24 protein-coding genes are annotated in these 26,350 nt (G+C 61.7%); 19 read left to right on the forward strand and 5 right to left on the reverse strand.

Going from position 1 to position 26,350, the window contains the following annotated elements; genetic code table 11:
- Nucleotides 1-53: 53 nt before the first annotated feature.
- The 8 genes from R3175_RS09395 (at nucleotide 54) to R3175_RS09430 (ending at nucleotide 5,009) form a co-directional block, all read left to right on the forward strand.
- Complete coding sequence (locus R3175_RS09395) at nucleotides 54-767, forward strand: MotA/TolQ/ExbB proton channel family protein (RefSeq protein WP_318944011.1); 714 nt, start codon at nucleotides 54-56, stop codon at nucleotides 765-767.
- Nucleotides 754-1,155: a biopolymer transporter ExbD gene (locus R3175_RS09400; RefSeq protein ID WP_318944012.1), complete on the forward strand. Its 402-nt coding sequence runs from the start codon at nucleotides 754-756 to the stop codon at nucleotides 1,153-1,155. The genes R3175_RS09395 and R3175_RS09400 overlap by 14 nt, the downstream gene beginning before the upstream one ends.
- Nucleotides 1,156-1,172: 17 nt before the next feature.
- A complete protein-coding gene (locus tag R3175_RS09405; RefSeq protein WP_318944013.1) occupies nucleotides 1,173-1,583 on the forward strand; it encodes an ExbD/TolR family protein in 411 nt (136 codons plus the stop codon).
- Nucleotides 1,580-2,281: an energy transducer TonB gene (locus tag R3175_RS09410; protein WP_318944014.1), complete on the forward strand. Its 702-nt coding sequence runs from the start codon at nucleotides 1,580-1,582 to the stop codon at nucleotides 2,279-2,281. Before R3175_RS09405 ends, R3175_RS09410 begins: the two co-directional genes overlap by 4 nt.
- Before the next feature lie 215 nt (nucleotides 2,282-2,496).
- Nucleotides 2,497-3,015: an Hcp family type VI secretion system effector gene (locus R3175_RS09415; RefSeq protein WP_318944015.1), complete on the forward strand. Its 519-nt coding sequence runs from the start codon at nucleotides 2,497-2,499 to the stop codon at nucleotides 3,013-3,015.
- 144 nt (nucleotides 3,016-3,159) lie between these two features.
- Nucleotides 3,160-3,756, forward strand: a complete 597-nt coding sequence (locus R3175_RS09420; protein WP_318944016.1) for a hypothetical protein — start codon at nucleotides 3,160-3,162, stop codon at nucleotides 3,754-3,756.
- Complete coding sequence (locus R3175_RS09425; protein ID WP_318944017.1) at nucleotides 3,753-4,100, forward strand: hypothetical protein; 348 nt, start codon at nucleotides 3,753-3,755, stop codon at nucleotides 4,098-4,100. Before R3175_RS09420 ends, R3175_RS09425 begins: the two co-directional genes overlap by 4 nt.
- Before the next feature lie 201 nt (nucleotides 4,101-4,301).
- Nucleotides 4,302-5,009 (forward strand): hypothetical protein, encoded by a 708-nt coding sequence (locus tag R3175_RS09430; protein WP_318944018.1) that lies wholly within the window; start codon nucleotides 4,302-4,304, stop codon nucleotides 5,007-5,009.
- On the opposite strand, the gene R3175_RS09435 is transcribed toward R3175_RS09430, so the two are convergent.
- Nucleotides 5,006-7,666 (reverse strand): molybdopterin-dependent oxidoreductase, encoded by a 2,661-nt coding sequence (locus tag R3175_RS09435; RefSeq protein ID WP_318944019.1) that lies wholly within the window; start codon nucleotides 7,664-7,666, stop codon nucleotides 5,006-5,008. The genes R3175_RS09430 and R3175_RS09435 overlap by 4 nt on opposite strands.
- 420 nt (nucleotides 7,667-8,086) lie before the next feature.
- Here R3175_RS09435 and R3175_RS09440 point away from each other — a divergent pair, with 420 nt between their 5' ends.
- The 8 genes from R3175_RS09440 (at nucleotide 8,087) to nirD (ending at nucleotide 18,009) form a co-directional block, all read left to right on the forward strand.
- Nucleotides 8,087-8,722, forward strand: a complete 636-nt coding sequence (locus R3175_RS09440; RefSeq protein ID WP_318944020.1) for an ANTAR domain-containing response regulator — start codon at nucleotides 8,087-8,089, stop codon at nucleotides 8,720-8,722.
- A 13-nt stretch (nucleotides 8,723-8,735) separates the two neighbouring features.
- Nucleotides 8,736-9,902: a CmpA/NrtA family ABC transporter substrate-binding protein gene (locus R3175_RS09445; protein ID WP_318944021.1), complete on the forward strand. Its 1,167-nt coding sequence runs from the start codon at nucleotides 8,736-8,738 to the stop codon at nucleotides 9,900-9,902.
- A gap of 340 nt (nucleotides 9,903-10,242) precedes the next feature.
- On the forward strand, nucleotides 10,243-11,601 hold the full coding sequence (locus tag R3175_RS09450) for a CmpA/NrtA family ABC transporter substrate-binding protein (protein WP_318944022.1): 1,359 nt from the start codon (nucleotides 10,243-10,245) through the stop codon (nucleotides 11,599-11,601).
- Nucleotides 11,602-11,625: 24 nt separating this feature from the next.
- The gene (locus R3175_RS09455) at nucleotides 11,626-12,621 is read left to right on the forward strand and encodes an ABC transporter permease (protein WP_318944023.1); all 996 of its coding nucleotides are present in this window, start codon (nucleotides 11,626-11,628) and stop codon (nucleotides 12,619-12,621) included.
- A gap of 34 nt (nucleotides 12,622-12,655) precedes the next feature.
- The gene (locus R3175_RS09460; protein ID WP_318944024.1) at nucleotides 12,656-13,567 is read left to right on the forward strand and encodes an ABC transporter ATP-binding protein; all 912 of its coding nucleotides are present in this window, start codon (nucleotides 12,656-12,658) and stop codon (nucleotides 13,565-13,567) included.
- Nucleotides 13,568-13,865: 298 nt separating this feature from the next.
- A complete protein-coding gene (locus R3175_RS09465; RefSeq protein WP_318944025.1) occupies nucleotides 13,866-15,086 on the forward strand; it encodes an NAD(P)/FAD-dependent oxidoreductase in 1,221 nt (406 codons plus the stop codon).
- Nucleotides 15,087-15,116: 30 nt separating this feature from the next.
- Nucleotides 15,117-17,627, forward strand: coding sequence for a nitrite reductase large subunit NirB (nirB, locus tag R3175_RS09470; RefSeq protein ID WP_318944026.1), 2,511 nt, complete (start codon nucleotides 15,117-15,119; stop codon nucleotides 17,625-17,627).
- A 13-nt stretch (nucleotides 17,628-17,640) separates the two neighbouring features.
- Nucleotides 17,641-18,009 carry a nitrite reductase small subunit NirD gene (nirD, locus tag R3175_RS09475; protein ID WP_318944027.1) on the forward strand — a complete coding sequence of 123 codons (369 nt, stop codon included), beginning with the start codon at nucleotides 17,641-17,643 and terminating at the stop codon, nucleotides 18,007-18,009.
- A gap of 571 nt (nucleotides 18,010-18,580) precedes the next feature.
- Here the strand turns inward: nirD and R3175_RS09485 are convergent.
- A complete protein-coding gene (locus R3175_RS09485) occupies nucleotides 18,581-19,138 on the reverse strand; it encodes a DUF2231 domain-containing protein (RefSeq protein ID WP_318944028.1) in 558 nt (185 codons plus the stop codon).
- Entirely contained in the window at nucleotides 19,135-20,565 is a 1,431-nt protein-coding gene (locus tag R3175_RS09490; protein ID WP_318944029.1) for an ethylbenzene dehydrogenase-related protein, read from the reverse strand. The genes R3175_RS09485 and R3175_RS09490 overlap by 4 nt, the downstream gene beginning before the upstream one ends.
- Nucleotides 20,566-20,764: 199 nt before the next feature.
- Here R3175_RS09490 and R3175_RS09495 point away from each other — a divergent pair, with 199 nt between their 5' ends.
- Complete coding sequence (locus R3175_RS09495; RefSeq protein WP_318944030.1) at nucleotides 20,765-21,655, forward strand: prenyltransferase; 891 nt, start codon at nucleotides 20,765-20,767, stop codon at nucleotides 21,653-21,655.
- A 462-nt stretch (nucleotides 21,656-22,117) separates the two neighbouring features.
- Entirely contained in the window at nucleotides 22,118-23,509 is a 1,392-nt protein-coding gene (locus R3175_RS09500) for a wax ester/triacylglycerol synthase family O-acyltransferase (RefSeq protein WP_318944031.1), read from the forward strand.
- 14 nt (nucleotides 23,510-23,523) lie between these two features.
- On the opposite strand, the gene R3175_RS09505 is transcribed toward R3175_RS09500, so the two are convergent.
- The gene (locus tag R3175_RS09505; protein WP_318944032.1) at nucleotides 23,524-23,928 is read right to left on the reverse strand and encodes a TM2 domain-containing protein; all 405 of its coding nucleotides are present in this window, start codon (nucleotides 23,926-23,928) and stop codon (nucleotides 23,524-23,526) included.
- Nucleotides 23,929-24,015: 87 nt separating this feature from the next.
- Nucleotides 24,016-25,122: an AraC family transcriptional regulator ligand-binding domain-containing protein gene (locus tag R3175_RS09510; RefSeq protein ID WP_318944033.1), complete on the reverse strand. Its 1,107-nt coding sequence runs from the start codon at nucleotides 25,120-25,122 to the stop codon at nucleotides 24,016-24,018.
- 284 nt (nucleotides 25,123-25,406) lie between these two features.
- On the opposite strand from R3175_RS09510, the gene R3175_RS09515 reads away from it, so the two are divergent.
- A complete protein-coding gene (locus R3175_RS09515; protein ID WP_318944034.1) occupies nucleotides 25,407-26,294 on the forward strand; it encodes a metal-dependent hydrolase in 888 nt (295 codons plus the stop codon).
- Nucleotides 26,295-26,350 lie beyond the last annotated feature (56 nt).

Genomic DNA, 26,350 nt, shown 5'->3' on the forward strand with positions numbered 1-26,350 from the left:
TGGATGTTACTTCGCCTGATGGACTCTTAGGGCCCGTACAGCAACTGGTTGAAATGGGTGGACCGGTGATCGTGGTGCTGTTGGCACTGGCCGTTGCCGGGCTGATCACCTTCTTCTATCTCCTGTTAGCCGGCGTGGTTTATGCCCCCCGGCGTACTCGCCAACTGCGACAGGCCCTCGACCAGTGGCAACAGCACCCGGACAGTGACTGCCTCGATCGGCTTCGAACTAACACCAGCTGGTTTGGCCGCGCCAACCCGCTCCGGTCCCTGATCATCGACACCATGCGGGCCCGGCTGGCCAAACAGGACCCTGCCACGCTGAAGGAAACTCTGGCCCGCGATGCCCGGGCTGCGCTGGAACCCTTCGAGGCGCCCCTGAAAATCATCGAGGTCATTGCCGCCCTGGCGCCCCTGTTGGGTCTGCTGGGCACCGTACTGGGCATGATGGATGCGTTTGGCGCCATGGCCACCACCGAAGGTCGGGCCAATGCCAGCCAGCTCAGTGGTGGCATCTACGAGGCGTTAACCACCACCGCCGCCGGCCTGATCGTGGCGATCCCCTTTGCCGCCCTGGCCGCCTGGATCGAGTTCCGCCTGCGCCGGCTCAACACGATGGTCAATGCCACCCTCGTTACACTGATGGCCCCGGCGATTGGCGCTGCCCGTCGGCAGCCGGCGGCCAATCCCGGGCCCGACAGGGTCAGCGACCCCCACGAGCCCTCCTTCGAGAGGGCAACCACGCGATTGGCCCATGCAGCTGGTTGAACCACGGCCGTCCCGGCCCATGCCCATCCGTATCACGCCGCTGATCGACGTGGTGTTTATCCTGCTGGTGTTCTTCATGCTCACCAGCCGGATGCTGCCCACCAGTTTTCTGGAGCTGGACAACCACACCGGCCAGGGCCAGTCCGTGGTGGGCGAACCGCGGCCGGAGTTGGTCATCGACACCTCCGGCCACGTGCAGTGGCAATCCGAAACCTGGGCACTGGCTGAGCTGACCACGGCATTGAAACGTCAGGGCCACCAAGATGTGAATCTGGCCACATCGGGGCAAACCTCGCTGACCAGCTTCACCGAAACCCTTACCGCCCTGCGGTCCGCCGGTATCGACGCCCATTGGCAACGCAACAAGCCTGCGCCGGCTAGCGACTAATCGAGCGAGTGTAAGCGATGGAATCCCTGGTACCTCCGCCGCCCGGCAGCGGCAAAGGCCTGATGGAGCGGGTCGAGGACAGCCTGCTGCCCCTGATCAACCTGGTCTTCCTGTTGCTGATGTTCTTCATTGTGGCCGGTCAGCTGTCCGACGACCCCTTGCCGGAGCTTCCCGGCATGGCGGATCAGGCCGACGAACAGAGGCCGGCTGCCGACCTGATTATCCAGGCCGACGGTGCTTGGCAGGTGAAGGGTAAGGCAATCAGCCCGGCCGATCTGCTCGATCACCTGCCCGCCCCATCCGAGGAACGACCGCTACGTATCGCCGCCGGTCGCGAACTCGCCATGTCGGAACTGGAAACCGTACTGGGGCAACTGGAAGACGGCGGCTACACCGAGATTATCCTGTTGACGGAGCCTGCCTCATGACCCACCGGGCTCGCTGGCTGTTTCTCCTGGTCTCAACGGCGCTGGCCCTGGCGGCAGTGGCCCTGGCACTGCCGCACGCTACGACCCTGCAGACGCCCGAGGGCGAAGCCGAGATCAACACCGCCGCCACCATCAAGATCACGTTGGCTGGCCAACCGACGCCGCAACCGGAAGAAGTGGTGGAACCACCCAAACCGGAACCTATGCCGGAGCCCGAACCGGAACCGGAACCGGAACCGAAACCCGAACCGGAACCCGAACCGGAACCCGAGCCCGAGCCCGAGCCGGAACCGGAGCCAACACCGGAACCCGAGCCGGTCCCGGCCGCCGAGGTTCCGTCTGAGCCCCAAACCACCCCGGTTGAACCGCCCCGGGTCGAGCAGGTGGAGCTGAGGGCTGGTGCCTCCAGCCAGGTGGACAACTACCTCAGCCGGTTGAACCGCCACCTCAGTCGGCACTACGACTATCCACGCCGGGCGAGGCGCCTGGGCCAGGAGGGCACGCCGGTGGTGGTGTTCGAGTTTGATCGCCAGGGCGCCTTGCTGAACTACGAGCTGCAGGCTTCCTCGTCTTACACCCTGTTGGACCGGGCGGCCATGGCACTTCTGCGATCGGCGGCGCCGCTCCCTCCGGTGCCGGATACGATGGAGGGCAACACCTTCACCTTCAGTCTGCCCATTCGCTTCCGCTTACGGTAGGGCCCGGAATCGCCGGGCAAAATCTTGCCCGGCCAGCAAGGGTTCGCCCGCTTCCCAGCAAGTACTTGCCTGCCAATCCAGGCTACCCGCCGACAAAATAATTAACTAGCTGTTATTTAAGCGTTTTCTATTATTGGCACGATAGTCGCTCTTGACTCGGGCGTCCAGGGAGATCCCCAAGGACAATCCTTTTCAACTACGTCATGGAGCAGACTATGCCAACTCCTTGTTATATCAGTATCGAAGGCCAAACCCAGGGCAACATCACCGCCGGTGCCTTCACCTCCGACTCCGTCGGCAACATCTACGTGGAAGGTCACGAAGACGAAGTGCTGGTGCAGGAATTCGACCACACCGTTACTGTTCCGACCGATCCCCAATCCGGTCAGCCCTCCGGTCAGCGTGTCCACAAGCCGTTCAGCTTTACCGCCGCGCTGAACAAGGCCACCCCGCTGATGTACAACGCGCTGGCGTCCGGTGAGATGCTGCCGAAGGTAGAACTGAAATGGTACCGCACCTCTGTAGAGGGCAAGCAGGAGCATTTCTTCTCCACCATTCTGGAAGATGCCACGATCGTCAACATTGACTGCAAGATGCCCCACTGCCAGGACCCGAGCAAGTCGGACTTTACCCAGCTGGTGCAGGTGTCCCTCGCCTACCGTAAGGTCACCTGGGAACACGCCATTGCAGGCACCTCCGGTGCCGACGACTGGCGCTCGCCGCTGGAAGCCTAATCCTTCCAGTAACGCATCAAGCGGCTCTATCTGACGCTTGGTGCGTTCTCCGTTTTATATACCTTGAACCGACTCATTGCCTCTACATCGCTCATTAAGATATCGTCGCTTACAGGCAAGCCAGCTCTTTGTCAGGGAGACAACGTGCCCACTGTCATAACGTTTTTTTTGAATAGAACCATCCTGTTTGCCACGATGCTGGCATTTGGCCTTATATTCTCCTCAGCACACGCACGAGAGCTCCTGCCGCTGCCAGAGCTGGAGCGGAGTGATATCGACGAACACATAAAAGTTAATATTCCCGGGCACCCTATCAAGCTGCCGCTGAACAGGCTGGATGGCGCCGTGTTCATGGGAAGCAATGGTGAAAGCATAATATTTTCCAAATCGAAACATTTCACTGTTGGCATGCTGGGCCCCCAAGACTGGCAAAACCAGGACATCACAATAAATGAAATACCCCAAGCCATATTCACCCAAAACTACCAGTCCATCCCAAGTCACGCAGTTCGGCAGCAAGTTGAAGCCATCTCAATCAATACCTTCAGAAAAGATCATGATTTCATTGGAAAGATGAGCTTGGGAGGAGGAACCACGGCCTTCGTAGCTTACTCACCAGAACGAAGTTCAATCATGATTACTTCAGAAGACAAACCACACATCTATACCGATATCGTGGTTTACGGTTTTTCATGGAATGAAATACAGAATTTGATTCTCAATGGAGTTGAGACCGAATGAGTATTCTTACATCCTCAGAAAAAGATCAAGTTATGGACATCCTCGGAGTTATTTTTCGAGGTCAACACTCCCAGTTTGAAAGTGTAAAGGATAACTTTAACTCCGATACACTCTACCTCCTAGAAGAGGCCCTTACAGCCCTTATGGAATGCAACCAAAGCATGAAGGAGCTCGCCACGGGCCTTGTTGGCGGAGCTTCCAGACTCACCAAGGGCTGGCTGAAACAGGTGCTGCGAACGATTTCCAGACGCCTGAAGGATGATGCGATTCAGTTCGATGGATTAGGCTGCCAGGTCACGGTAGTCAGGAACTATCGCACGGCTATCTATTATTCCGCCATGTGACGGCATTAAGAGCGTGGTCTTACCCCTGATAGGCCGTTATAGTTTTTATTTTGACCTTATCCATAACCTAAAGAAATGACTCTAGGCAGACAGCTACCTCGCTACAGGTTTTGGTAATCCGCATTACCATCTCTGCGGTTTCCTCCTTCCACATCTACCCGTATCATGGCTAGTACAGCCGACCACCCTTGCACTTCTTACATGTCTCCAGACCATCATCAGTCAATACAGCTTGGCGACCTCCTGTGCGAGGCCACCGAACAGCTGCTGTGGCCGTCCGCCCGGCACTGGGTGCGGGAGCGCCAGCCCAACAGCCTGCTCGAATGTCGGGTGGGTCATGGTCAGGCCACCTATCACCGCTTCGATTCCCGCCAGCAACACCATCTGATTACTTACGGCGCCCGTATGGTGGCGGCCAAGCAGCAGGCAGAAACCGCTATCCAGTGGCTCTCCAGCCGGGAGATTCAACAACGGCGATACTTCGCAGGTGAGCTGTCCACTCTGAACCTGCTGGCCCACACCTGCTGCCACGAGTTCGCCCACCTGTTGCAGCAGGTGGCGGGCAAACGGCTGCGGGGGTCGGTGCACAACCGGCATTTCTATGGGCTGCTGGACGACCTGCACCACCAGGGCAGGGCGGAAGAAGTGAGGGGCTACCTGGCCGAGGAGGCCCGGCGACGCAACCTGGCGTTATCGGCGACGCCCTTCACGCCGCCGGATCAGCGTACCCTGGTGGATCAGTGGCAAGTAGGCGACCGGGTCAGCTTCGGCGAGCCGCCCCGCCGGAAGCGGGGACGGATATTGAAGGTGAACCGCAAAACCTGCACCGTGGCCTGCGACCCGGGCACGGCGCGCTATCGGGTCCCGGTGCAGATGTTACGGCGGCTGGTGGTGAGTCCAGGCGACTAGGGCGTCACCTTGATCTCTTCGGCGTTGGCCACCAGGTCCTTCAGTTCCGGCAAACAGGAGCCACAGTTGGTACCGCAGCGCAATTGCTTGCCCAACTCCGCCACACTGGTGATGCCATCGGCGATGGCCGCCTCGATCTGATACTGCCCCACCTGGAAACAGCTACACACGATGGGGCCAATATCTTCGGCCTCCGCGTCGCGCGCAGCCAACAGCGCACGTCGATCGCGATCAGACAGGGTATCGCTGTCAAAGCAGGTCTCCAGCCACGCCAGGTCCGGCAGGCGGCTCACCTCCCGATCCACCAGGATCAGCGCTTCCAGCCGCCCCTCGACGATTCGGGCCGCGCGGAACATGCCCTGGGCCGGATCGTTCATCACCAGCTGGGGCACACCGCCGAGCCAGTAGTCCGCCTGGTTGCTCCAGTCTTCGTCCGCACGGCCCGCCAGCCACCAGCTGTCGCAGGCCGCCAGCGGCACATAGGTCCAGTAATCCGCCCGCCAGCGGTGGGGCCGGTTCTGCCGCACCAGCAGGCGGGCATGCCACCTGGCCTTGAAAGGTTTGACCGATGCCACGCCATGCTTGGATTCGGGCTGGCCGGAGACCGGGTCGGTCACCCGGGCCGTTAACGATGATGCCAGGCCGGCCGAGGTGAACTGCTGATTCCAGTGGATGGGCACGAACACCTCGCCAGGGCGCTGCTGGGGACAGCTGCGTACCTTGCCCACGTAATGCTGTTCGCCATTGTGCAGGCTGGCCAGTTCTTGGTCCTGCAGGCCATAGCGCGCCATGTCCTGGGGGTGCATCTCAATGAACGGCTCACCCCGGTGTTGCAGCAGTCGCGGTGATTTGGCGGTACGGGTCATGGTGTGCCACTGGTCCCGAACGCGCCCCGTGTTGACCACCAGGGGGGACTCATCGGAGGGCTGGCACACCGGCAGTACGGTGGCGATGGGCACGAATTTGCCTCGCCCGTTTTCGGTGCAGAACCTGCCCTCACCAAACAGCCGTGACCGGCCCGTGTCTTGGGGGGACAGCACCGGCCACTGGATCGGCGACAGCTGATCGTACTCGTCATCGCTCAGGTTCTGCAGGCCGGTGAGATTGAACACCCGCTGCCCCTCGTTACGAAACGCCGACAACGCCGCGTGCTCGCGGAACACATCCGCCGGGCGGGTATATCCAAAGGCCTCGCCGTGGCCCAGAGCCTTGCCCACCTCGCTCATGATCCACCAGTCCGGACGCACATCGCCGGGCAGCGGCAGGAACTGACGCTGGCGGGAAATGCGCCGCTCGGAGTTGGTCACGGTGCCGTCTTTCTCGCCCCATCCGGCCGCGGGCAGCACAATGTCGGCAAAGGCGCCGGTGTCGGTGCTGGCCATGCAGTCCGACACGATCACCGTTGGGCAGCGCTCCAGGGCCTCACGCACCCGGGCGGTATCCGGCAGGCTGACCGCCGGGTTGGTGGCCATCACCCACAGCACCTTGATCTTGCCGTCGTGGATGGCGTCGAACAGCTCCACCGCCTTGTGACCGGGACCGTCCGCCACCTGCTCACACTGCCAGAATTCCGCCACCAGCTCCCGGGCGCCCGGCGTCTGATAGTCCATGTGCGCCGCCAGGGTGTTGGCCAGGCCACCCACCTCGCGCCCACCCATGGCGTTGGGCTGACCGGTGAGGGAGAACGGACTGGCGCCGGGCCGGCCCACCCGGCCGGTGGCCAGGTGGCAGTTGATGATGGCATTGCCCTTGTCGGTACCGGCCACCGATTGGTTGGCGCCCTGTGAAAACCCGGTCACCGTACGTGGGGTCTCCAGGTACCAGCCATAGAAACACTCCACGTCCGCGATATCGAGATCACACTGGCGAGCGACGGACGCCACATCCGGCGCCGCCACACGAGCCGCCGCCAGGGCGTCGTCGAAGCCATCGCAATGACGGGCGATGTAATCGCCATCCAGCCCACGGTGATCCGCCAGCCACACCAACAGACCGTTAAACAGCACGGTGTCGGTGCCAGGCTTCAGTTTCAGGTGCAGGTCCGCCAGTTCCGAGGTGGCGGTTTCCCGTGGGTCGATCACCACCACCCGGCGGCCGTCCCGCGCGGCGGCCTTCATGCGCTGGTAGAGCACCGGATGGTTCCAGGCGGCGTTGCTGCCCACCAGCACCAGCAGGTCCGCCAGCTCCAGGTCTTCGTAACAGCCGGGGACCGCATCGGCGCCAAAGGCACGCTTGTGAGCCGCCACTGCCGAGGACATGCACAGCCGGGAATTGGTGTCGACGTGGGGCGTGCCAATAAACCCCTTGGCCAGTTTGTTGGCCACGTAATAGTCTTCGGTCAGTAACTGTCCGGACAGGTAGAATGCCACCGACTCGGGACCGTACTGTTCGATGGACTCACGGATGGCCGTGGCGGTCGCCTCAATGGCCTGGTTCCAGGCCACCTGACGTCCGGCCACCCGCGGGTGCAGCAGTCGGCCGTCGAGGTCGGTGGTTTCGTGCAGGTTGGTGCCCTTGACGCACAGGCGACCGAGGTTCGCCGGATGCTCGGTATCCCCGCTCACCGAGAGTCGGTCCGCGGTATTGGTAATGACACCACAGCCCACCCCACAGTAGGGGCAGGTGGTGTGGCATGAGGCCGTGTTAGAAACTGTCACGGTGTCTCCCGAAATTCTTGTCCGAGCCATAAAAAAAGCCCGAGTGCTCTTCCGTTGCCACGGATGGCAGCGTCGGGAAGGACAGTCGGGCTCCGGTGCCGGATCACTGGTGTATTCAAAAGGGTTAGAAAGTGGTTTGCCCAATATAGAAGCAATAACAGGGCCACCCCTGACCAATCAGGGTGTTAGCCCCTAACAGAGGGCGGCGACGGGACCGAACCACCTCAATTTGGTGCGCTTGCACCACAAAACGCACAAAAACCGGGCACAAAGGTCTTCCATGACATTGATCAAATCCCGTACAAATTGCCCTGACTGCTGAAATTCTGCACTTTGAACAAAATTGGCAAACTATTTGCTCACCTGACCCGGGTAAGCGGTAACACGCACGCCAAGTTCAGTTTTCAGAGGAATGCCGTCATGAATGCACAAGACCCACTTCGCATACTCCTTATCGACAAGGACAGCGACCGTGCCAGCCTGGTAAAGCTGGCGCTCGAGCAGGAGGGTCATGAGGTTATCAGTCAACGTCCCGACGCCACCGGCCTGACCGCCGCCGTCGCCCGGGATGAACCGGACATGGTCATCATCGATATGGATCTGCCGGACCGGGATACCCTGGAAAACATGAGCACCCTGAACGAGCACGCTCCGCGTCCCATCGTGTTCTGTGCCAACGAGCCGGCCGACCGCACTACCATTCGGGCCGCCATGCACGCCGGGGTCAGCGCTTACGTCATGGACGGCATCCAGCCGGACCGGGTTCGCTCCATCATCGATTCCGCAGTGGTGCAGTTCGAATCGTTCCAGGCCCTGCGTACCGAACTGGCCGAAACCCGCACCGCCCTGGAGGATCGCAAGCTGATCGAACGGGCCAAGGGCCTGATCATGAAGCGCGAAGGCTGCGACGAAGATGCGGCCTACCAGGTGCTGCGAAAGTCCGCCATGGACCACAGTGAGCGTCTGGCGGTGATTGCCGAGCGCGTCATCGAGTTGCTTGCTCCCGAGAATGGCACGGCAACAACAGACGGTCGCAACCTGAAACACGCTTCCTGAGGTTGCTCTCTCCATGTCCGCACTGACCCAGTTGCACAAACACCCGGGCTTCCAGATTCGCCTGGGGTTCGTGCCCCTGCTCGACAGTGCCCCCCTGATCATGGCCCAGGAACTGGGCCTGTTCGACACAGAGGGGCTGCACGTTGAACTGGTCAGGGAAGGCTCCTGGGCCTCAGTGCGGGACAAGATCAGTTTTGGGCTTCTCGACGGTGCGCAAATGCTCGCGCCCATGCCCCTGACCATGTCCCTGGCCAGAGGCCGGCCCACCACGGCCGTTGTCACCGGTATGGTTCTGAGCCGCAACGGTAACGGCATTACCCTTGCCAGCAAACTGTACAATCAGTTGCTGGGCCGTGGCGCCGATGTGGACGACCCCATTGCCTCTGCCCACTGTCTGATTGAACTGGCTCGGGAACGGGGGCGGCCAATCCAACTGGCCTCAGTCGCTCCCTGGTCCAGCCACGACCTGCAATTACGGGACTGGCTCAATTCCGCCGGCCCGGTCTCCGGCGACGATATCCAGATTATTCCGGTGTCTCCGATCCAGATGGTGGACGCCTTCCGTGCCGGCGCTATTGAAGGCTGCTGCGTGGGCGAGCCCTGGAACAGCCTGCTGGAACTCAAGGGATTGGGCCGCATTCTTCATTCCGGCCACCAGGTCTGGCAAAACGCTCCGGAGAAAGTTCTGGGTATGCGCGCCGACTGGGCAGAGCAGCACTCGGCCATCCACCTGCGTTTGATTCATGCCCTCTTGGGTGCCTGTCGCTGGCTGGATGATCCCAACAACCATCGCGAACTCCGCCAGGTACTGGCGCGCCCGGAATATCTGGGTAACCAGATCGACAGCCTCGATCACCATCCGTTCAGTCTGTTCCATCCCCGGCTGAACCAGCATTTCTTCCGCGATTCCGCCAATTTCCCCTGGCTGTCTCAGGCACACTGGCTGGCAACCCGGCTGGAATGCCACGGACAACTGGCCAAAACCGACATCACCACTCTCAAATCAGTGGTCAAACCGGCTTTGTACCGCCAGGCAGCGGATACGTTCGGAATCGACACCCCGCTGATCGATGGCAAGACCGAAGGCCGCCATCGCTTGCCGTTCACCCTCAACGGACGTCATGGCCCGGTTAGCGTCGCCAGCGACAGTCTTCTGGGCGAACAGCTCCACGAGTGGTAACGCCCACGCCTTGGCTTTGAGGCAATGCCCCAAAGCCGAACATCCCCGACTTTCCTCGCTCCAGTCGCTGCCCGACATTGAGGCAGTACGCTCAACTTCGGGCACGTCTTGCGCCAACTGACACCACCTACCGCCCCCAAATAATTCTATCATTCTGTTTTTATTGAACTTTCAAATGTGGCACGGAGTCTGCAGGTAACCCTCAAGCATGCATCGCCGGCCTTGGATCCACCCGGCATTACAACATCGAGATTGGCAAAGGCGCCCACCCTCATCCCATGTCATGGGCCGAAGGTTGTGGCGCCTTTTTATTGTTCTGAATTCTTCAAAGGAGAGGAATATGAGATTGAAGCCGTTATTGGTTGTATTGCTGTTCTGTAGTGGATGGCTGCAATCCGCCCTGGCCGAGATTGGCCCGGCGGAAAAACCCGACCTCAAACTGGGGTTCATCAAACTGACTGACATGGCCCCCCTGGCGGTAGCCTGGGAGCAGGGCTACTTTCTGGACGAAGGTCTGTTCGTGGAACTGGAAGCCCAGGCCAACTGGAAGGTCCTGCTGGACCGGGTCATTACCGGTGAGCTGGACGGTGCCCATATGCTGGCCGGCCAACCCCTCGGAGCCACCATCGGCTACGGCACCCAGGCGGACATCATCACCGCCTTCAGCATGGACCTGAACGGTAACGGCATCACCGTCTCCAACGACGTCTGGGAACAGATGCGCGAACACATCCCCAGCCAGGCAGACGGCAGCCCTGTCCATCCGGTCAGCGCCGACGCCCTGAAGCCGGTGGTGGACGCACACAAGGAGCGCGGTGAACGTTTCCCCATGGGTATGGTGTTCCCGGTGTCCACCCACAACTACGAGCTGCGCTACTGGCTGGCCGCTGGCGGCCTGAACCCGGGCTACTACGCCCCGCAGCGGGGCGACACCAGTGGCACCCTGGAAGCGGACGTGCACCTGTCAGTCACGCCGCCACCGCAAATGCCATCCACCCTGGAAGCCGGCACCATCAAGGGCTACTGCGTGGGCGAACCCTGGAACCAGCAGGCGGTGTTCAAGGGCATCGGTGTACCGGTGATCACCGACTACGAGATCTGGCCGAACAATCCGGAGAAAGTCTTCGGGGTCACCGAGGAGTGGGCCGAAAAGTACCCCAACACCCATCTGCGCATGCTGCGCGCCCTGATTCGCGCGGCCCATTGGCTGGATGAGAACAACAACGCCAACCGTGACGAAGCGGTGGAGATCCTGGCCCGCCCGAACTACGTCGGTGCCGACGCCCAGGTGATCGCCAACTCCATGACCGGCACCTTTGAGTACGAGAAGGGCGATGTCCGCTCGGTGCCGGACTTCAACGTGTTCTTCCGTTACTACGCCACCTATCCGTACCCGTCGGATGCCATCTGGTACCTGACCCAGATGCGTCGCTGGGGGCAGATTCCCGAAGCCAAGCCCGACAGTTGGTACATGGACATCGCCAAGAAGGTCTACCGCGCGGATATCTATGAGCAAGCCGCCCAGTCCCTGATCGACGAAGGCCTGCTCAACCCCGAAGACTTCCCGGACATGGGCGCGGAAAATTTCGAGCGACCGCAACAGGGCGAACTGATCGACGGGGTGACCTTCACACCGCGGACACCCAACGCCTACATCGACAGCTTTGAGATCGGTCTCAAAAGCCAGGAAACACCTTAATCCGAGTGATTACCGGAGGATGAGATGACTACCTTCACCCAGTCTGACAAATTAGCGGACGCCCCGCGCTGGTTGAGCGCCGTGACCGAGAAGCTGTCGCCCAAGGCGCTGCTTCGGTCTGGACAAACGCTGCTGTTGCCGATCATCGGCATCGCACTCTTCCTGCTCTTCTGGCAGTTGGTCGCGCCCCAGGTGAACACGTCACTGGGCACCTTCCCGGCACCGACGGATGTCTGGGAACAGGCGGGGCAACTGTGGCAGGAGCACAGCAACGAGCGTGACCGCGCCGACCGCTTTGTGACCATGCAGGAGCAACGCAACGCCCGCATCCTCCAGGAAAACCCTGACGCCGAGGTACGCATCCGTCCGTACCCCGGGGCACCCACCTTCATCGACCAGATCGGCACCAGCCTGGTCACGGTGCTGTCCGGGTTCCTCCTGGCCACCCTGATCGCGGTGCCCCTGGGCATCGTGGTGGGACTCAACCGCCACTTTGCAGCGGCGGTCAATCCGCTGATCCAGGTGTTCAAGCCGGTGTCCCCGCTGGCTTGGCTGCCGCTGGTCACCATGGTGGTCTCCGCCACCTACGTCAGTGACGACCCGATGTTCGAGAAGGCCTTCCTGACCTCGATGATCACCGTCACCCTGTGCAGCCTGTGGCCCACGCTGATCAACACCAGTGTTGGCGTTGCCGCCGTGAACCCGGACCTGCTGAACGTCTCCAAGGTGTTGCGACTGTCCTTCTGGACCCACACCCGCAAAGTCGTGCTGCCGTCTTCGGTGCCGATGATCTTCACCGGCCTGCGTGTGTCCCTGGGGATTGCCTGGATGGTGCTGATCGCCGCCGAGATGCTGGCCCAGAACCCCGGGCTCGGCAAGTTCGTGTGGGACGAATTCCAGAACGGCAGCAGCCAATCGCTCAGCCGGATCATGGTGGCGGTGGTCGCCATTGGCTTCATCGGCTTCCTGCTCGACCGGATCATGCTGCTGATCCAGAAGAAAGTCGCGTGGAATGAGTAATCGCCGACCGGAACGAATTGATAGGAGAGATCCCATGAGCAAGCCACATCTTGAACTGACCGGTGTCGACATGGCGTTTGACACCCCGAACGGCCCTTTCCTGGCACTGGACAAGGTCAACCTGAAGATCCGCAAGGGTGAGTTTGTCTCGCTGATCGGGCATTCCGGCTGCGGCAAGTCCACCGTGCTCAACATCGTCGCCGGCCTGCTGCAGGCCACCCGCGGCGGTTGCGTGCTGGACGGCCATGAAGTCAACACGCCCGGCCCCGAGCGAGCGGTGGTGTTCCAGAACCACGCCCTGATGCCCTGGCTGACGGTGTACGAGAACGTGGAACTGGCGGTGCAACAGGTATTCCGCAAGACCATGAACAAGAAAGAAAAGCGGGACTGGATCATGCACAACCTCACCCTGGTGAACATGCAGCACGCCATCGACAAACGCCCGGGAGAAATATCCGGGGGCATGGCGCAACGGGTGGGCATTGCCCGAGCCCTGGCCATGAAACCCAGCGTGCTGCTGATGGATGAACCATTCGGCGCCCTCGATGCGCTGACTCGTGCCCACCTGCAGGATTCGCTGATGACCATCCAGCAGGAGCTGAACAGCACCGTGATCATGATCACCCACGATGTGGACGAGGCGGTGCTACTGTCCGACCGCATCGTGATGATGACCAACGGCCCGGCGGCCACCGTCGGCGAGGAACTGACCATCGACCTGCCGCGGCCCCGCAACCGGGTTGCCCTGGCGGATAACCCGACCTACGTCCATTACCGGCAGGCGGTGCTGTCCTTCCTCTATGAGAAGCAGACCTTCCCGGGCAAGGGCGACGCCGCCGAGGCTGAGCCTGAACCCACGCCGGACGTGGAGGAGCCGGCCGAGCCCCCCGCTGCCGAGGAGGCCGAGACCGCCCCACTGGAACCGCAGCGCCGGGCCATTGCCTGACCGGCAAAGGCGTTAGCCCCAAAATTGGGCCAACACCCCGCCCTCGCCGCACACTTATGGTGCGAGCGAACCAGGGCGGGGCATTTGTTTCTCCTTTCCACCCCAGGATTCCCTTCATATCCCCTTGTAAATAAAGGGCAAACAACCTTGGCACGGTTATAGCTTTACAGAAACCAGGATGGGATCACCGACCCAGGTCGGCCAGACCATCCGATCTTCGTTGTTGGCAATGTTGCCGGACCATCCTGCCCGTACTGCGGGCGGCGATGCTCCGGCTTTTTTTATTGAGGCGGGAATCATGACGAACAAACTGGTGATCTGTGGCCATGGCATGGTAGCCCAGCGTTTGCTGGAGCAACTGTGTGCACAGCCGTCGATGCCGTATTCCCGCGTCGTGGTGCTCAGTGGCGAGCCCTCCCCGGCCTACAACCGCATCCTGCTGTCTTCCATGCTCGCGGGCGACGCCGGCGAATCCAGCCTGACCCTGCAAGGGGAGGACTGGTTCCAGCGCAACGGCATCGAGCGTCGCCAGGGGGATCCGGTGGTCCGCATCGACCGGGATGCCCAGCAGGTCGTTACCGCCAGCGGTCACAGCGAACATTATGACCACCTGGTGATTGCCACCGGCTCCCGGTCCGCCAGCCTCGGTCTCCCCGGCGAAGACCTGAAAGGGGTGGTGGGCTTCCGGGACCTGCGGGACACCCGCACCCTGATTGATCTGAGCCAGCGTTACCGCCGGGCCGTGGTGGTCGGCGGTGGCTTCCTCGGCCTGGAGGCTGCCGAGGGTCTGCGCTGTCGGGGCATGGCGGTCACCGTCCTGCACCGGGGCTCGCACCTGCTCAACCGCCAGCTCGACAAGGTTGGAGGCAACCTGCTCAAGGAGGCGCTGATCGAGCGTGGGCTGACCGTACGCACCAGCACCTCCCCGATGGCCCTGCTGGGCAACCAGCAGCTCCGTGCCGTGCAGCTGGCCGACGAAACCCTGATCAGCACCGACCTGGTGGTCATCGCTGCCGGCATTACCCCCAACGCGGAGATCGGCCGCGAGGCCGGTCTGGACTGTGATCGCGGCATTCTGGTGAATAACCGGCTGCAGACCAGCGATCCCAAAATCTTTGCCCTCGGCGAGTGTTGCCAGCTGGGCCGGGAGACCTTCGGCCTGGTGGAGCCGGGCTACGAGCAGGCCGCGGTGCTGGCGGAGGTGCTCTGCCAGACCAACACCACCGCCCAGTATCAGCCGTCGGTCATCGCCACCCGACTGAAGATCAGCGGTATCCCGATTTTTTCCAGCGGTCAGACCGAACCGGACGAGCACACCGAGTCGGTGGTCTGGCAGGACTACGAAACCAATCGCTATTGCCGGTTGATGATCCGTGACCAGAAGCTCACCGGCGCCGTGCTGTTCGGCGAAACCAGTGACGGCCCCTGGTACCACGAACGCATCCGCCTGGCGGACGACATTACTGAATACCGGGCCAGCTTGGCATTCGGGAAAGATTACTGCAACGCGGCAGCATGAACCCACCGGTCATTGATGAGAGGAAATCCCATGAGTAAGAAGAACCTGATAGTGATCGGCAACGGCATGGTCGGTCACCATTTTCTGGAACAGTTCGTTGATACCGAGGCTGCCGCAGGCTTCAACATTGTGGTATTCGGTGAAGAACCCCTGCTGGCCTACGACCGGGTCCACCTGTCCGAGTATTTTGGGGGTTCCACCCACGCCGACCTGGCCATGGGGACCGCCGAGTGGTACGCCGAGAAGGGCATCGATCTGCACCTGGACGAGCAGGTCACCGAGATCGACCGCGACAACAAGCGTGTAGTGACCCCGAAAGGCACCTACGACTACGCTGAACTGGTGCTGGCCACCGGTTCCTACCCCTTTGTACCGCCCATCCAGGGTAACGACCAGCCCAACTGCCTGGTGTACCGGACCCTGAACGACCTCGACCAGATCCGCGCCAGTGCCGAAGGCGGCAAGGTGGGCGTGGTGGTCGGTGGGGGCCTGCTGGGCCTGGAAGCGGCCAACGCCCTCAAGAGCCTGGGTCTGGAAGCCCACGTGGTGGAATTCGCCCCGCGCCTGATGCCGGTGCAGCTGGACGACGATGGCGGCGCCCTGCTGCGTCGCAAGATCGAAGAACTGGGCGTGCAGGTGCACACCGAGAAGGCCACCACCGCCATTGTCGAGGGTGAGGACTGCCGCCTGCGCATGAACTTCAGCGACGACAGCCACCTGGAGACCGACCTGATCGTGTTCTCCGCCGGTATCCGTCCCCAGGACGCCCTGGCCCGCAGCTCCGGTCTGGAGATTGGCGAACGTGGCGGCATCGTGATCAACAACCAGTGCACCACCTCCGACGCCAACATCCACGCCATCGGTGAGTGTGCGCTGTGGAACCAGCGTATCTTCGGCCTGGTAGCGCCGGGCTACACCATGGCCCGCACCCTGGCCGGCGCCCTCAACGGCGACGGCGAGGCCGCCTTCACCGGCGCCGACATGAGCACCAAGCTCAAGCTGCTGGGCGTTGATGTGGGCTCCATTGGCGACGCCCACGGCCAGACCCCGGGGGCCCGCAGCATCCGCTTCAACGACGAGGCCACCGGTGTCTACCGTCGCATGGTGATCAGCGAGGACGGCAAGAAGCTGCTGGGCGCCATCCTGGTGGGCGACAACGGCCCCTACGACACCCTGCTGCAGTATGCCCTCAACGGCATCGACCTGCCGGCCAGCCCGGAAGCGCTGATCCTGCCGGAATCCGAAGGCGGCGCCCCGGCCCTGGGCCCCGACGCCCTGCCGGACACCGCCTCCATCTGTTCCTGCCACAACGTCACCAAGGGCGACATCTGTGGCGTCATCGACGCTGGCTGTACCGACCTCGGCGGCGTCAAGGCCGAGACCAAGGCCAGCACCGGCTGTGGCGGCTGTGCCGCGCTGCTGAAGAACGTGGTCGACAGCGAGCTGGAAAAACGCGGCGTGGAAGTCAGCACCGACATCTGCGAGCACTTCCCGTACAGCCGCCAGGAGCTGTTCCACCTGGTCAAGGTCAACGGCATCCGCACCTTCCGCCAGCTGATCAGCGAGCACGGCACCGGCCACGGCTGTGACATCTGTAAGCCGGCGGTGGCCTCCATCCTGGCCACCGTGTGGAACGAGCACATCCTGGCCACCGACCATGTGCCGCTGCAGGACACCAACGACACCTTCATGGCCAACATGCAGAAGAACGGCACCTACTCCATCGTGCCACGGGTTCCGGGCGGGGAGATTACCCCGGACAAGCTGATCGTGCTGGGTGAGGTGGCCAAGGAATACAACCTGTACACCAAGATCACCGGCGGCCAGCGGGTCGACCTGTTCGGCGCCACCCTGAGCGAGCTGCCGGAGATCTGGGAAAAACTGATCGCGGCGGGCTTCGAGACCGGCCACGCCTATGGCAAGTCCCTGCGGACCGTGAAGTCCTGCGTCGGCAGCACCTGGTGCCGCTACGGGGTTCAGGACAGCGTCGGCATGGCGATCCTGCTGGAAGAGCGCTACAAGGGCCTGCGCTCACCGCACAAACTGAAAATGGCGGTGTCCGGCTGTACCCGTGAGTGTGCCGAGGCCCAGAGCAAGGACATCGGCGTGATCGCCACCGACAAGGGCTGGAACCTGTACGTCTGCGGCAACGGTGGTATGCGTCCCCGCCACGCCGACCTGTTTGCCACCGACCTCAGCGACGAGGAACTGATCCGCACCATCGACCGGGTACTGATGTTCTACGTCCGCACCGCCGACCGGCTGCAGCGCACCAGCGTGTGGCTGGAAAACCTGGAAGGCGGGCTGGACTACCTCAAGGAGGTGATCCTGGACGACAAGCTAGGCCTGGGCGCCGAGCTGGACGAGCACATGGCGAAGGTGATCGACACCTACCAGTGCGAGTGGAAGACCGCCGTGGAAGACCCCGAGAAGCGCAAACGCTTCCGTGAGTTCGTCAACGACGACCGTAAAGATCCGGTCCAGCAGTGGACCCAGGAACGCGACCAGCGTCGCCCTGCCGCTGAAGCCGAAACCGCCTAAGGAGGAAGACAAGATGAGCACCAAGACCCAATGGCAAGCCGTTTGTAAAGTCGAAGACCTGATCGCGGATTCCGGCATCGCGGTGTGGACACCCGCCGGCCCGGTGGCTATTTTCCACCTGCCGCACCAGACGCCAGCCCTGTTCGCGGTCGGCCACTTCGACCCGTTCAGCAACGCCAACGTGATCGCCCGGGGCATTACCGGCGATCTCGGCGGCGAGCCGGTGGTGGCCTCACCGATCTACAAGCAGCACTTCAGTCTGCGCTCCGGCGTCTGCCTGGAAGACGACAGCGTGCAGATCCCCACCTACCCGGTGCTGCTGGACGGCGATACGGTGATGCTGGAAGTGCCGGTGGAAAGCCGCAGCGAGGCGGTCGCCTAACCCGAGAACGGTTATCCGGGACAGCACCGCCTGTCCCGGTGTATTTCCCCGGGCTGGACCACCTCAGAACGTTTCGTTGAAGGGGCGCAGGTCCAGCTCATGGGTCCTGGCCGACCGTGGCTGCAGATGCAGTTGCCAGTAAACTTCGGCCACCGCATCCGGCGCCAGTGAGCCACCCGGGCACACAACGCGCGACCCAACCCTTCCCGCCTCCCCACACCAACGACGATTGCGCAGGGCGTTCCTTGCCGCTTATTCAACGCATCCCCTAGGTCGTCACACCGATGCTGCAACGGTGTCGCGGGTCACTTTCTCAATATGCACCGGCGCGTACTTATGATAGGGACAAGGTATCCAGGCGCATCAGCGGAACCAGCCAATGGGCGTCGGAGTACGCATCGGTGGACTTCAAGGCGACGGCGTGCAGGTCAATGGCGCAGAATAGAATCATGCCAGCCTCCAGTATCGGCGGTGTCTTTGCCGCCTACCAGCCTACTCCGGATGACGGGCTATGGAAGGCTAACTGCATAATTTTAAGATTGATTTCTAATTGATCGTCTCGATCCCTTTTTTACTTTTTTATAACCTTGTGGCGCCCTATTGCGCCCAATACAGCACAACCGAGCCCTATCAGTATTAGCGCTAACAGCACCCCATCGGGCACGTAGAAGCTGGTATACACATTCCAGCCCAGGGCACCGAGTATTTTAGAGAAGGCGGTGGGGGCACCGGCCAGATGGCCGCCCAGTGTGCCCGACATGGCAAACAGGCCACCTCCCAGCAACGCCAGGAATACCAGGACCCAGCGCCGCGCGCCGGTAAACGCGGCCGCGCCGGCACGCCAGATCAGGACGGCGACCATCGTCCAGACGGCCATGGACCACAGCGACATCAGGATGTGATTGCGGGCCAGAGGGCTGTGTAGATTGGCCTCCCAGGGCCATACCAGGAAGCCGGTGATGATCGCGGCCAGGGCCCCCAGCAAGCTCAGTAGCAATAGAGGCAGCAGGGCGGCCTGGGAAATCTCCGCCGTGCGACCCCGGCCCAGGGTCCCGAACAGAACCAACAGGACGGCGAGGGCCCAGAAACCCACAGGAAAGTGCACAATCATGTGATGCATGCCGGTCATGGGCAGTCCCCTTGGCGAGTGGGCGAAAAGCTGAACCAGAGTCCAGCCAGGGCACCGGCCAGCAACAACAGACCAGCGGCCAGGGTCAGCCACCACTGGCGGATGATGGCTTCGTTGAACTCCATTTCCACCCCGTAGTAGGCGAGCTGTTTTTCGCTGTGGCGGGGGCGCACTGGCTTGCCTTCGGCAATATCCGCGCTGCCGGCATGGGCCTGACTGATCAACAGCGGCCAATTCACCTGGCCAGGGTAGAATAGGGTGGCCTCAAACCACGCCTGGGACCAGTCCGGCTCACTCCCTTCGAAGGCGACAGCCTGGATGTCTGCACTGCGGCCAAGACCCAGGCTGAAGGGGTGGGATACGTAATGCCAACGACTGCCGGTAGCGTTACGGTGAACAGCAAACCCCAGGTGGTAAAGCCCCTGTTCCCGGAACATTTTGTCATCCAGCGGCATGCCGGTATCGCGGCTGCGCACCAGGGTTACGTCCCAGTAACCGTCGCGCCAACGGGCATCGCCATGCACCCGGATATCGCCCCGCGATCCAGCCCCTTCGCGCAGCAGGCGGCGGGGAATCACGTCGCCATCTTGCCAGTCGCGAGTGGCGTCGAAGGGAATGGCGAAGGCCTCGGCCAGGTAGTAGATACCGTCAAAGTCAACCCGGTTGGCCTGGACATCCTCCCAGCGCAGGGCATGGATGCCAGAGCGCTCAGGATCGAACATCCACAGCGGTTGCTTGGCATCGCTGTCCCAGTTGGTTGTGTAGGGCCCACGACCGGCATCGCCGTGGCGGTGCTCGCCAACCCACTGGTCATCAGACATACCTACGGCGTTCGAGCGCCCCGCGCGCCAGTGCCAGAGGTCCAGGAAATAGCCCGCCTCCCGTTGGGCCTGGAGCGCGTCGGCATCCACTACGGTTCGCCAGTCGCCGATGTCCTGGCGGGTACCCGGCAAGTGCTTGCGGATATCGCTCTGCCCCAGGGTATTACCCAGGTGAGGGTGGGAAGCTACATCCGCCGGGGTGGCGGAGTCGGTAAAGAAGCGGGCGTTGGCACCAATGGTGATATAGCCGCCGTAGCGGGCAAATTCCGGTACGCCGCCATCATCAACCAGCATGGACACCCGGTCTTCATAGGTGTTGTCGGGGTCAGGGCCCGCGCGGGAGGCCCCGTGGCGAATCCATTCGCCATCCGTGAAGCGCAGCATATCATGATAGACGTAGGCTTGATCGGCAGGCCAGCGGTAGCGAAAGAATATTTGCTCCCTGTTATATGAAACCTTGACTTGCAACGGCATTGTCAGTCGGCTCGGGATATAAATGTTGCGCTCGGGATCGTTATGGATGACGCCCATTCCCTGGGTCATCCAGGCAAGGCCCGTGGCGAGCACAAGGCCACAGAGTATGGCCGGAATCCGCCAATCGTGCATCTCCTGTGCCCTCCGATTATCTATTTTAGTGAGTCTAAAATAGACAATGTGGGTGTCGCTCTGACCTGCATCAATCGCCGTCCTGAAATTTAAGGCGTATCACTCTTTCTGCACCATCTTCCATGAGAGGGATTAACGGTGTTCGGTTTAGGAGCCAGGGCGGTGGCGAAAGCTGCTGGCTATCCGTGGAGGAGAACAGATGTTGGGTATAACGCTACTGAGGGCAAGCCGCCCGAACTTCCTGGTGCTTGCGCCCTTGTGTGTGGCGTTGGGCATTGTGTTGACATGGCGCCAGATGACGGCCCTGAATGGCATGCATCTGGCATTGGTCCTGGTGGGGGCGTTACTCGCCCATGCGGCAGTCAACCTGTTGAATGAATACCAGGACTTCCGCTCCGGGCTTGACCTGACCACCACCCGCACCCCGTTTTCCGGTGGTAGTGGCGCATTGCCGGAGATGCCGGAGGCCGCGCCCCAGGTCTTGGTTGCAGCATGGGCGACACTGGCGGCGGCTGCTGGGATTGGCCTCTATTTCCTGTGGTTGCGGGGCCTACCCATGCTGTTGCTGGGTGTGGGCGGGCTAGTCCTGGTCATTGGCTACACCCGGTGGCTCACCCGGTCGCCCTGGTTATGCCTGCTTGCGCCCGGCCTAGGCTTTGGGCCAGTCATGATATGGGGAACGCAAGTTGCCCTGGGCGGGCAGCCGGATGCTAGTTCTGTCCTGGTGGCCACGATAGTGATGCTGTGGGTCAGCGAGTTGCTGCTGATCAACCAGATCCCCGACGTGGCGGCGGATCACCAGGCCGGTCGTCGCCACCTGCCGATCGTGTTTGGCCTGAAGACGGCTGCGACGGTAGTGGCGATGTTGTTGCTGGTGAGCTACCTGCTACTGGGGATTGCCTTGTTAACCGGGGCACTACCAACGGCCAGCGGGGTGACAATGCTCACGTTACCAGCGGCGCTCTGGGTGACCTGGCGATTGCCCCATGCGCTGCATAGCACCGGCAAGTTGATCCCCGTGATGGGTGCGAATGCTGCCGCATTGCTGGCCACGTTGGCGTTGCTGGGGATAGCATTGTGGCAGGGGTAGATGAAGGCAAGAGCGACCGTTAAATGTGGGAAAGTTGGCTGTGGGCAGATCGGTCAGGCTGCCTTGGGAATGCCTCCTCATAAGCCCACCTGATCCTTTCCCAAGTCACCACCCGCTCACTCAGAGTCGTTCATCCACTGCGGTCTTGCTTGAGCGCTGGATAAACCCTATGACTTTTGGTCCTGATAATGTCGCAGCAGAAACTCAACGCTCTCAATCAGGAAGCTGGGAGAGGGCCACTTTACGACAGGCGGACAGCATCGCGACCTGCAGATCGGTGGAGTACACCGCTGGACCCAAATTGATGGCCGCGGCGGCCAGGCCCGTTGTCGACATTGCCACTTTCACTGCACGTCGGTTCCGGTAAGATCAGGGCTGACCTACAGAGCCAGCGAATCGCTCAGAGACGATTCCAGCCATAGCCAGCGGCTCCCGACAACAACCAACAATAAGGACATCCCCTTGAAACAGCTCAGCCCGGCAGACCAGCTATTCCTGTGGCTGGAGAAGCGCCAGCAACCGATGCACGTTGGCGGACTGCAACTGTTTTCCTTTCCCGACGATGCGCCGGACGACTATGTGGCGCAACTGGCCGAGCAACTGCGCCAGCAAACCCGGGTAACGGCCCCCTTCGACCAGCGCCTGACCAGCCGCCTGGGCAAGAGTTACTGGACCGAGGACACCCAGCTGGACCTGGAACACCATTTCCGCTTCGAGGCCCTGCCCACCCCCGGGCGCATCCGCGAGCTGCTGGCCTTTGTGTCCGCCGAACACAGCCACCAGATGGACCGGGAGCGGCCGCTGTGGGAGTTTCATCTGATCGAGGGCCTGCAGGACCGTCAATTCGCGCTCTACAGCAAGATCCACCATGCCCTGGTGGATGGGGTGTCGGCGATGCGCATGGCCCAGCGGATGTTGTCCCACGATCCCCAGGACCGCGACATGCCGCCGATCTGGGCGATGCCGACCCGTACCCGGGAGCACCGGCAGCGGCCATCCGTCATTAGCAGCCTCAGCCACCTGATGGGCGAGTCCGGTCGTCAGCTCGGTACCGTGCCCACGGTGGCCCGGGAGCTGCTGCGCACCGTCAATGAGGCCCGCAAGAATCCGGAATACGATTCCCTGTTCCGGGCGCCGAGCTGCATCCTCAATCAGAAGGTCACCGGCTCCCGTCGATTCGCCGCCCAGTCCTACAGCCTGCAGCGCATCAAGGACGTGGGGGCGGCGTTCGGCGCCACCGTCAACGACGTGGTGATGGCCATGTGCGCCAGCGCCTTGCGCACCTACCTGATGAATCAGGACGCGTTGCCGGACAAACCGCTGATTGCCATGGTGCCGGTGTCCCTGCGCAAGGACGACAGCACCGAGGGCAACCAGGTGGGCATCATCCTGGCCTCCCTGGGCACCCACCTGGCGGACCCGGGCGAACGGCTGCGCCATATTCACCAGGAGGTCAATGCCGCCAAGCAGCGCTACGCCAGCATGTCCTCCGAGGAGATCATGAACTACACCGCGTTGACCCTGGCGCCGGCCGGTTTCCACCTGCTGACCGGGCTGGCCCCCAAGTGGCAGACCTTCAACGTGGTGATTTCCAACGTGCCGGGCCCGTCGGAACCCTGTTACTGGAACGGTGCGAAACTGGAGGGGATGTACCCGGTGTCCATCGCCATGGACCGGCTGGCCCTCAACATGACCCTGACCAGCTACTGCGACCAGATTGAGTTTGGCCTGATCGGCTGCCGGCGAACTCTGCCCAGCCTGCAGCGGTTGCTGGACTACCTGGAAGACGGATTGAACGATCTGGAGCAGGCGGCGGGCTTGTCGCCCCGGCAGGGCACCGGGACAGGTTCATGAGGTAGCGCCGGTGGTTAACCGGCGATCTCCTCGGCGTTCTTGACGGACACCTGGTCATTGAGGGTCCAGAAATCGTAGAGCACCCCGATCAGGAACAGACCACCGGTGAGCAGGTAGAGGATACCGGTGATCCACTTGCCCATGTACATGCGGTGGACGCCGAATACCCCCAGGAAGGTGAGTAACAGCCAACTGATGTTGTAGCTGGTAGGCCCCGGACGGAACCGCAGGTCCGCCTCCCGGTCCATGGCGGGAATCAGGAACAGGTCGATGATCCAGCCGATGAAGAGCAGACCCAGGGTGAAGAACCAGATGGTGCCGGTTACCGGCTTGCCGTAATAGAACCGGTGCGAGCCCAGGAACCCGAAGATCCACAACAGGTAACCGAACAGCTTGCTGTGGGTGTCTGCTTGCTGCATGCCGCATCCTCTTGCTAATGGTTCCCCGTCGGGGGGCCCGACGGTGCATGATGGTGTGGCGCCACTTACCGGCAAATCCGCGCCTTGTCAGGGCCCCATTTCCGGAGCGGGATCCGGGCCATCCTCGCGGAATTCACTGGCGGACTTACCGGTCCACTTGCGGAAGGCCCGGCTGAAATTGGACAGGTCGGCGTAACCCAGTTCGTAGGCGATCTCGCTGACCGACTTGTTGGTGTAGCGCAGCAGCTGGATGGCCCGATCCTTGAGAACCGACTCCACCACCTCGCGGTAGGTGGTGTCCTTTTCCGCCAGTCGCCGTTTCAGGGTCCGTGACGACACGCAGAAGCGTTCCGCCATGGCTTCCAGGGACGGCAGGGGGCCGGGCATCACGTGCAGCATGTTGCGGATGGCAAAGGTGATGTCGCCCTGATCCTTGAGCGCCTTCTGCAGCTCGAACTCGCACTGGTCGCGGGCCATCTTGGAGGCCTCGGCGTCCGCCAGCCGCATCCGCGCCTGCAGCAGCGGCTTGGGGAAGACAATCATCTCGCTCTGCTGCCCGTACATGACGGTGACCGGGATCTGGTCGGCGAATTTCTGGAAGTACTCCGGTTCCGGGCCGGTCAGGTGAACCTCGATCATCTCGAGGTTGCCGGCGCTTAGGTCATACCCCAGCTCGGCGGCACTGTCCCGGTCGATCAACTGGTCAGTCAGCATCATCAGCATGGCCGCCACGGTTTCTGCCAGGAAGTGGTAGAGGTGGGGCACCTCAAACTCGGCTTTCAGGGTGACAATGGCCTTATCGCCGGCGTCGCTGAAGCCCATGCTGATAAAGGGCGCGCGAAGCTGCAGGTAACGACGCACGGATTCCAGGGCATCCCCCAGGGTGGAGCTGGTCAGCGCCGCAAATCCCAGGGTGCCGTGGACCGTCAGCCGCAGTTCCCGCGCCAGCAGGAAGCTCAGCCCCTGGTGCCCGGCCAGGTTTAACGCCCGCTCCGCCATCAGGATGGCATCGGTCACGAACACCCGGCTGTCGTTGGCCTTGAGGTCCTCGGCGGTGAAGTTCAGCCCCTCGAACAACTGACGTTCGTTATGACCCAGCTTGCCGACGGTTTCTGCGAGCACGCGCATATACACCCCCGGAACCAGGAAAAGACCCAGCATTTGGCGTTCTTTTTCAGGGCTAGTGGCTGCCATGACACGTCCTTCAGTAGTGATCGGCCCTCACCCAGCTTGCGCCGGCACCAATCGGATCATCGATATCTCGAGTATGGATGCTACCACGAAGCCGCACCCCTCCACACTGTGGCTGGCGCGCCTGTTCACCGGGTCAACGGGGTCAATTTTAACCAGCGCTGGCCCAACCTCCACGACCGGCGTCCCGTTTTCGCCTTCATCGCCAGGTTTGACTCGTGGACACTGAACCCATAACGACAGCGCAACGCGTGATAAAAATCAGACAAGCACCGGGAGTTTCAACAATGCTGACCACAAGCCGTTCCACTAACACCAAGACTCGCACCCCAGACAATGTCACCATCAAGCCTCAGCGCATGGGCTTTGAGTTTGATGAAAAGAACCCCCGTTACTGGCTCGACAATAGCTATCTGCTGAGCCACACCATGAACGCCCTGTCGGTACTGTTCCCCCAGGGCGAGCAGTTCTTCGTGGATTCAGTGCGCTATTTCCGTGACCAGATCACCGACCCCAAGATGAAAGAAGAGGTGCGTGGATTCATCGGCCAGGAAGCCATGCACTCCCTGGAACACATTAGCATGAACCAGCACGTGCGCGACCAGGGCATGCCGGTGGAGGAGCTGGAAAAGCAGCTCAGCGTGATCCTGGGCATCGCCAAGAAACTGCCCAAGCGCCATCAACTGGCCATCACCTGCGGCCTGGAGCACCTGACCGCGATGATGGCGGACATGCTGCTGGAGCGTGACGACGTCCGTGAAGACATGCACGAATCCATGCGCACCATCTGGGTGTGGCACGCCATCGAGGAAACCGAACACAAGGCGGTCACTTACGATGTCTTCCAGCAGGTCGGCGGCACCTACGCCGAGCGCGCCTTCTACCTGATCTTCAGCACCGCCGCGCTGGGCGTGGTGGCCAGCGCCTTCACCGCCCAGATGATGCTCAAGGACCGCAAGCACTTCAGCTTCAAGGACGCCGCCAAGGGCCTGTGGCGCATGTGGGGCAAGGACGGCGCCTTCTCCAGCCTGATCCCGACCTGGCTGGAATACTTCAAGCCGGGCTTTCACCCCTGGGACCACGACAACAGCCAATTGATTGAGGAATTCAAGGCCCAGGTCAGTGAGCACATCGCGCCAGAATTTCGTAACGGCAACCGTCGTACCCTGAACTGATCCAACCTCGCCTTTAACCCCTGGGGACGGCTTGCCGTCCCCCTTTTTTGCCCTGG

The organism is Marinobacter sp., from assembly GCF_033722735.1.
Taxonomy (GTDB): Bacteria; Pseudomonadota; Gammaproteobacteria; order Pseudomonadales; family Oleiphilaceae; genus Marinobacter.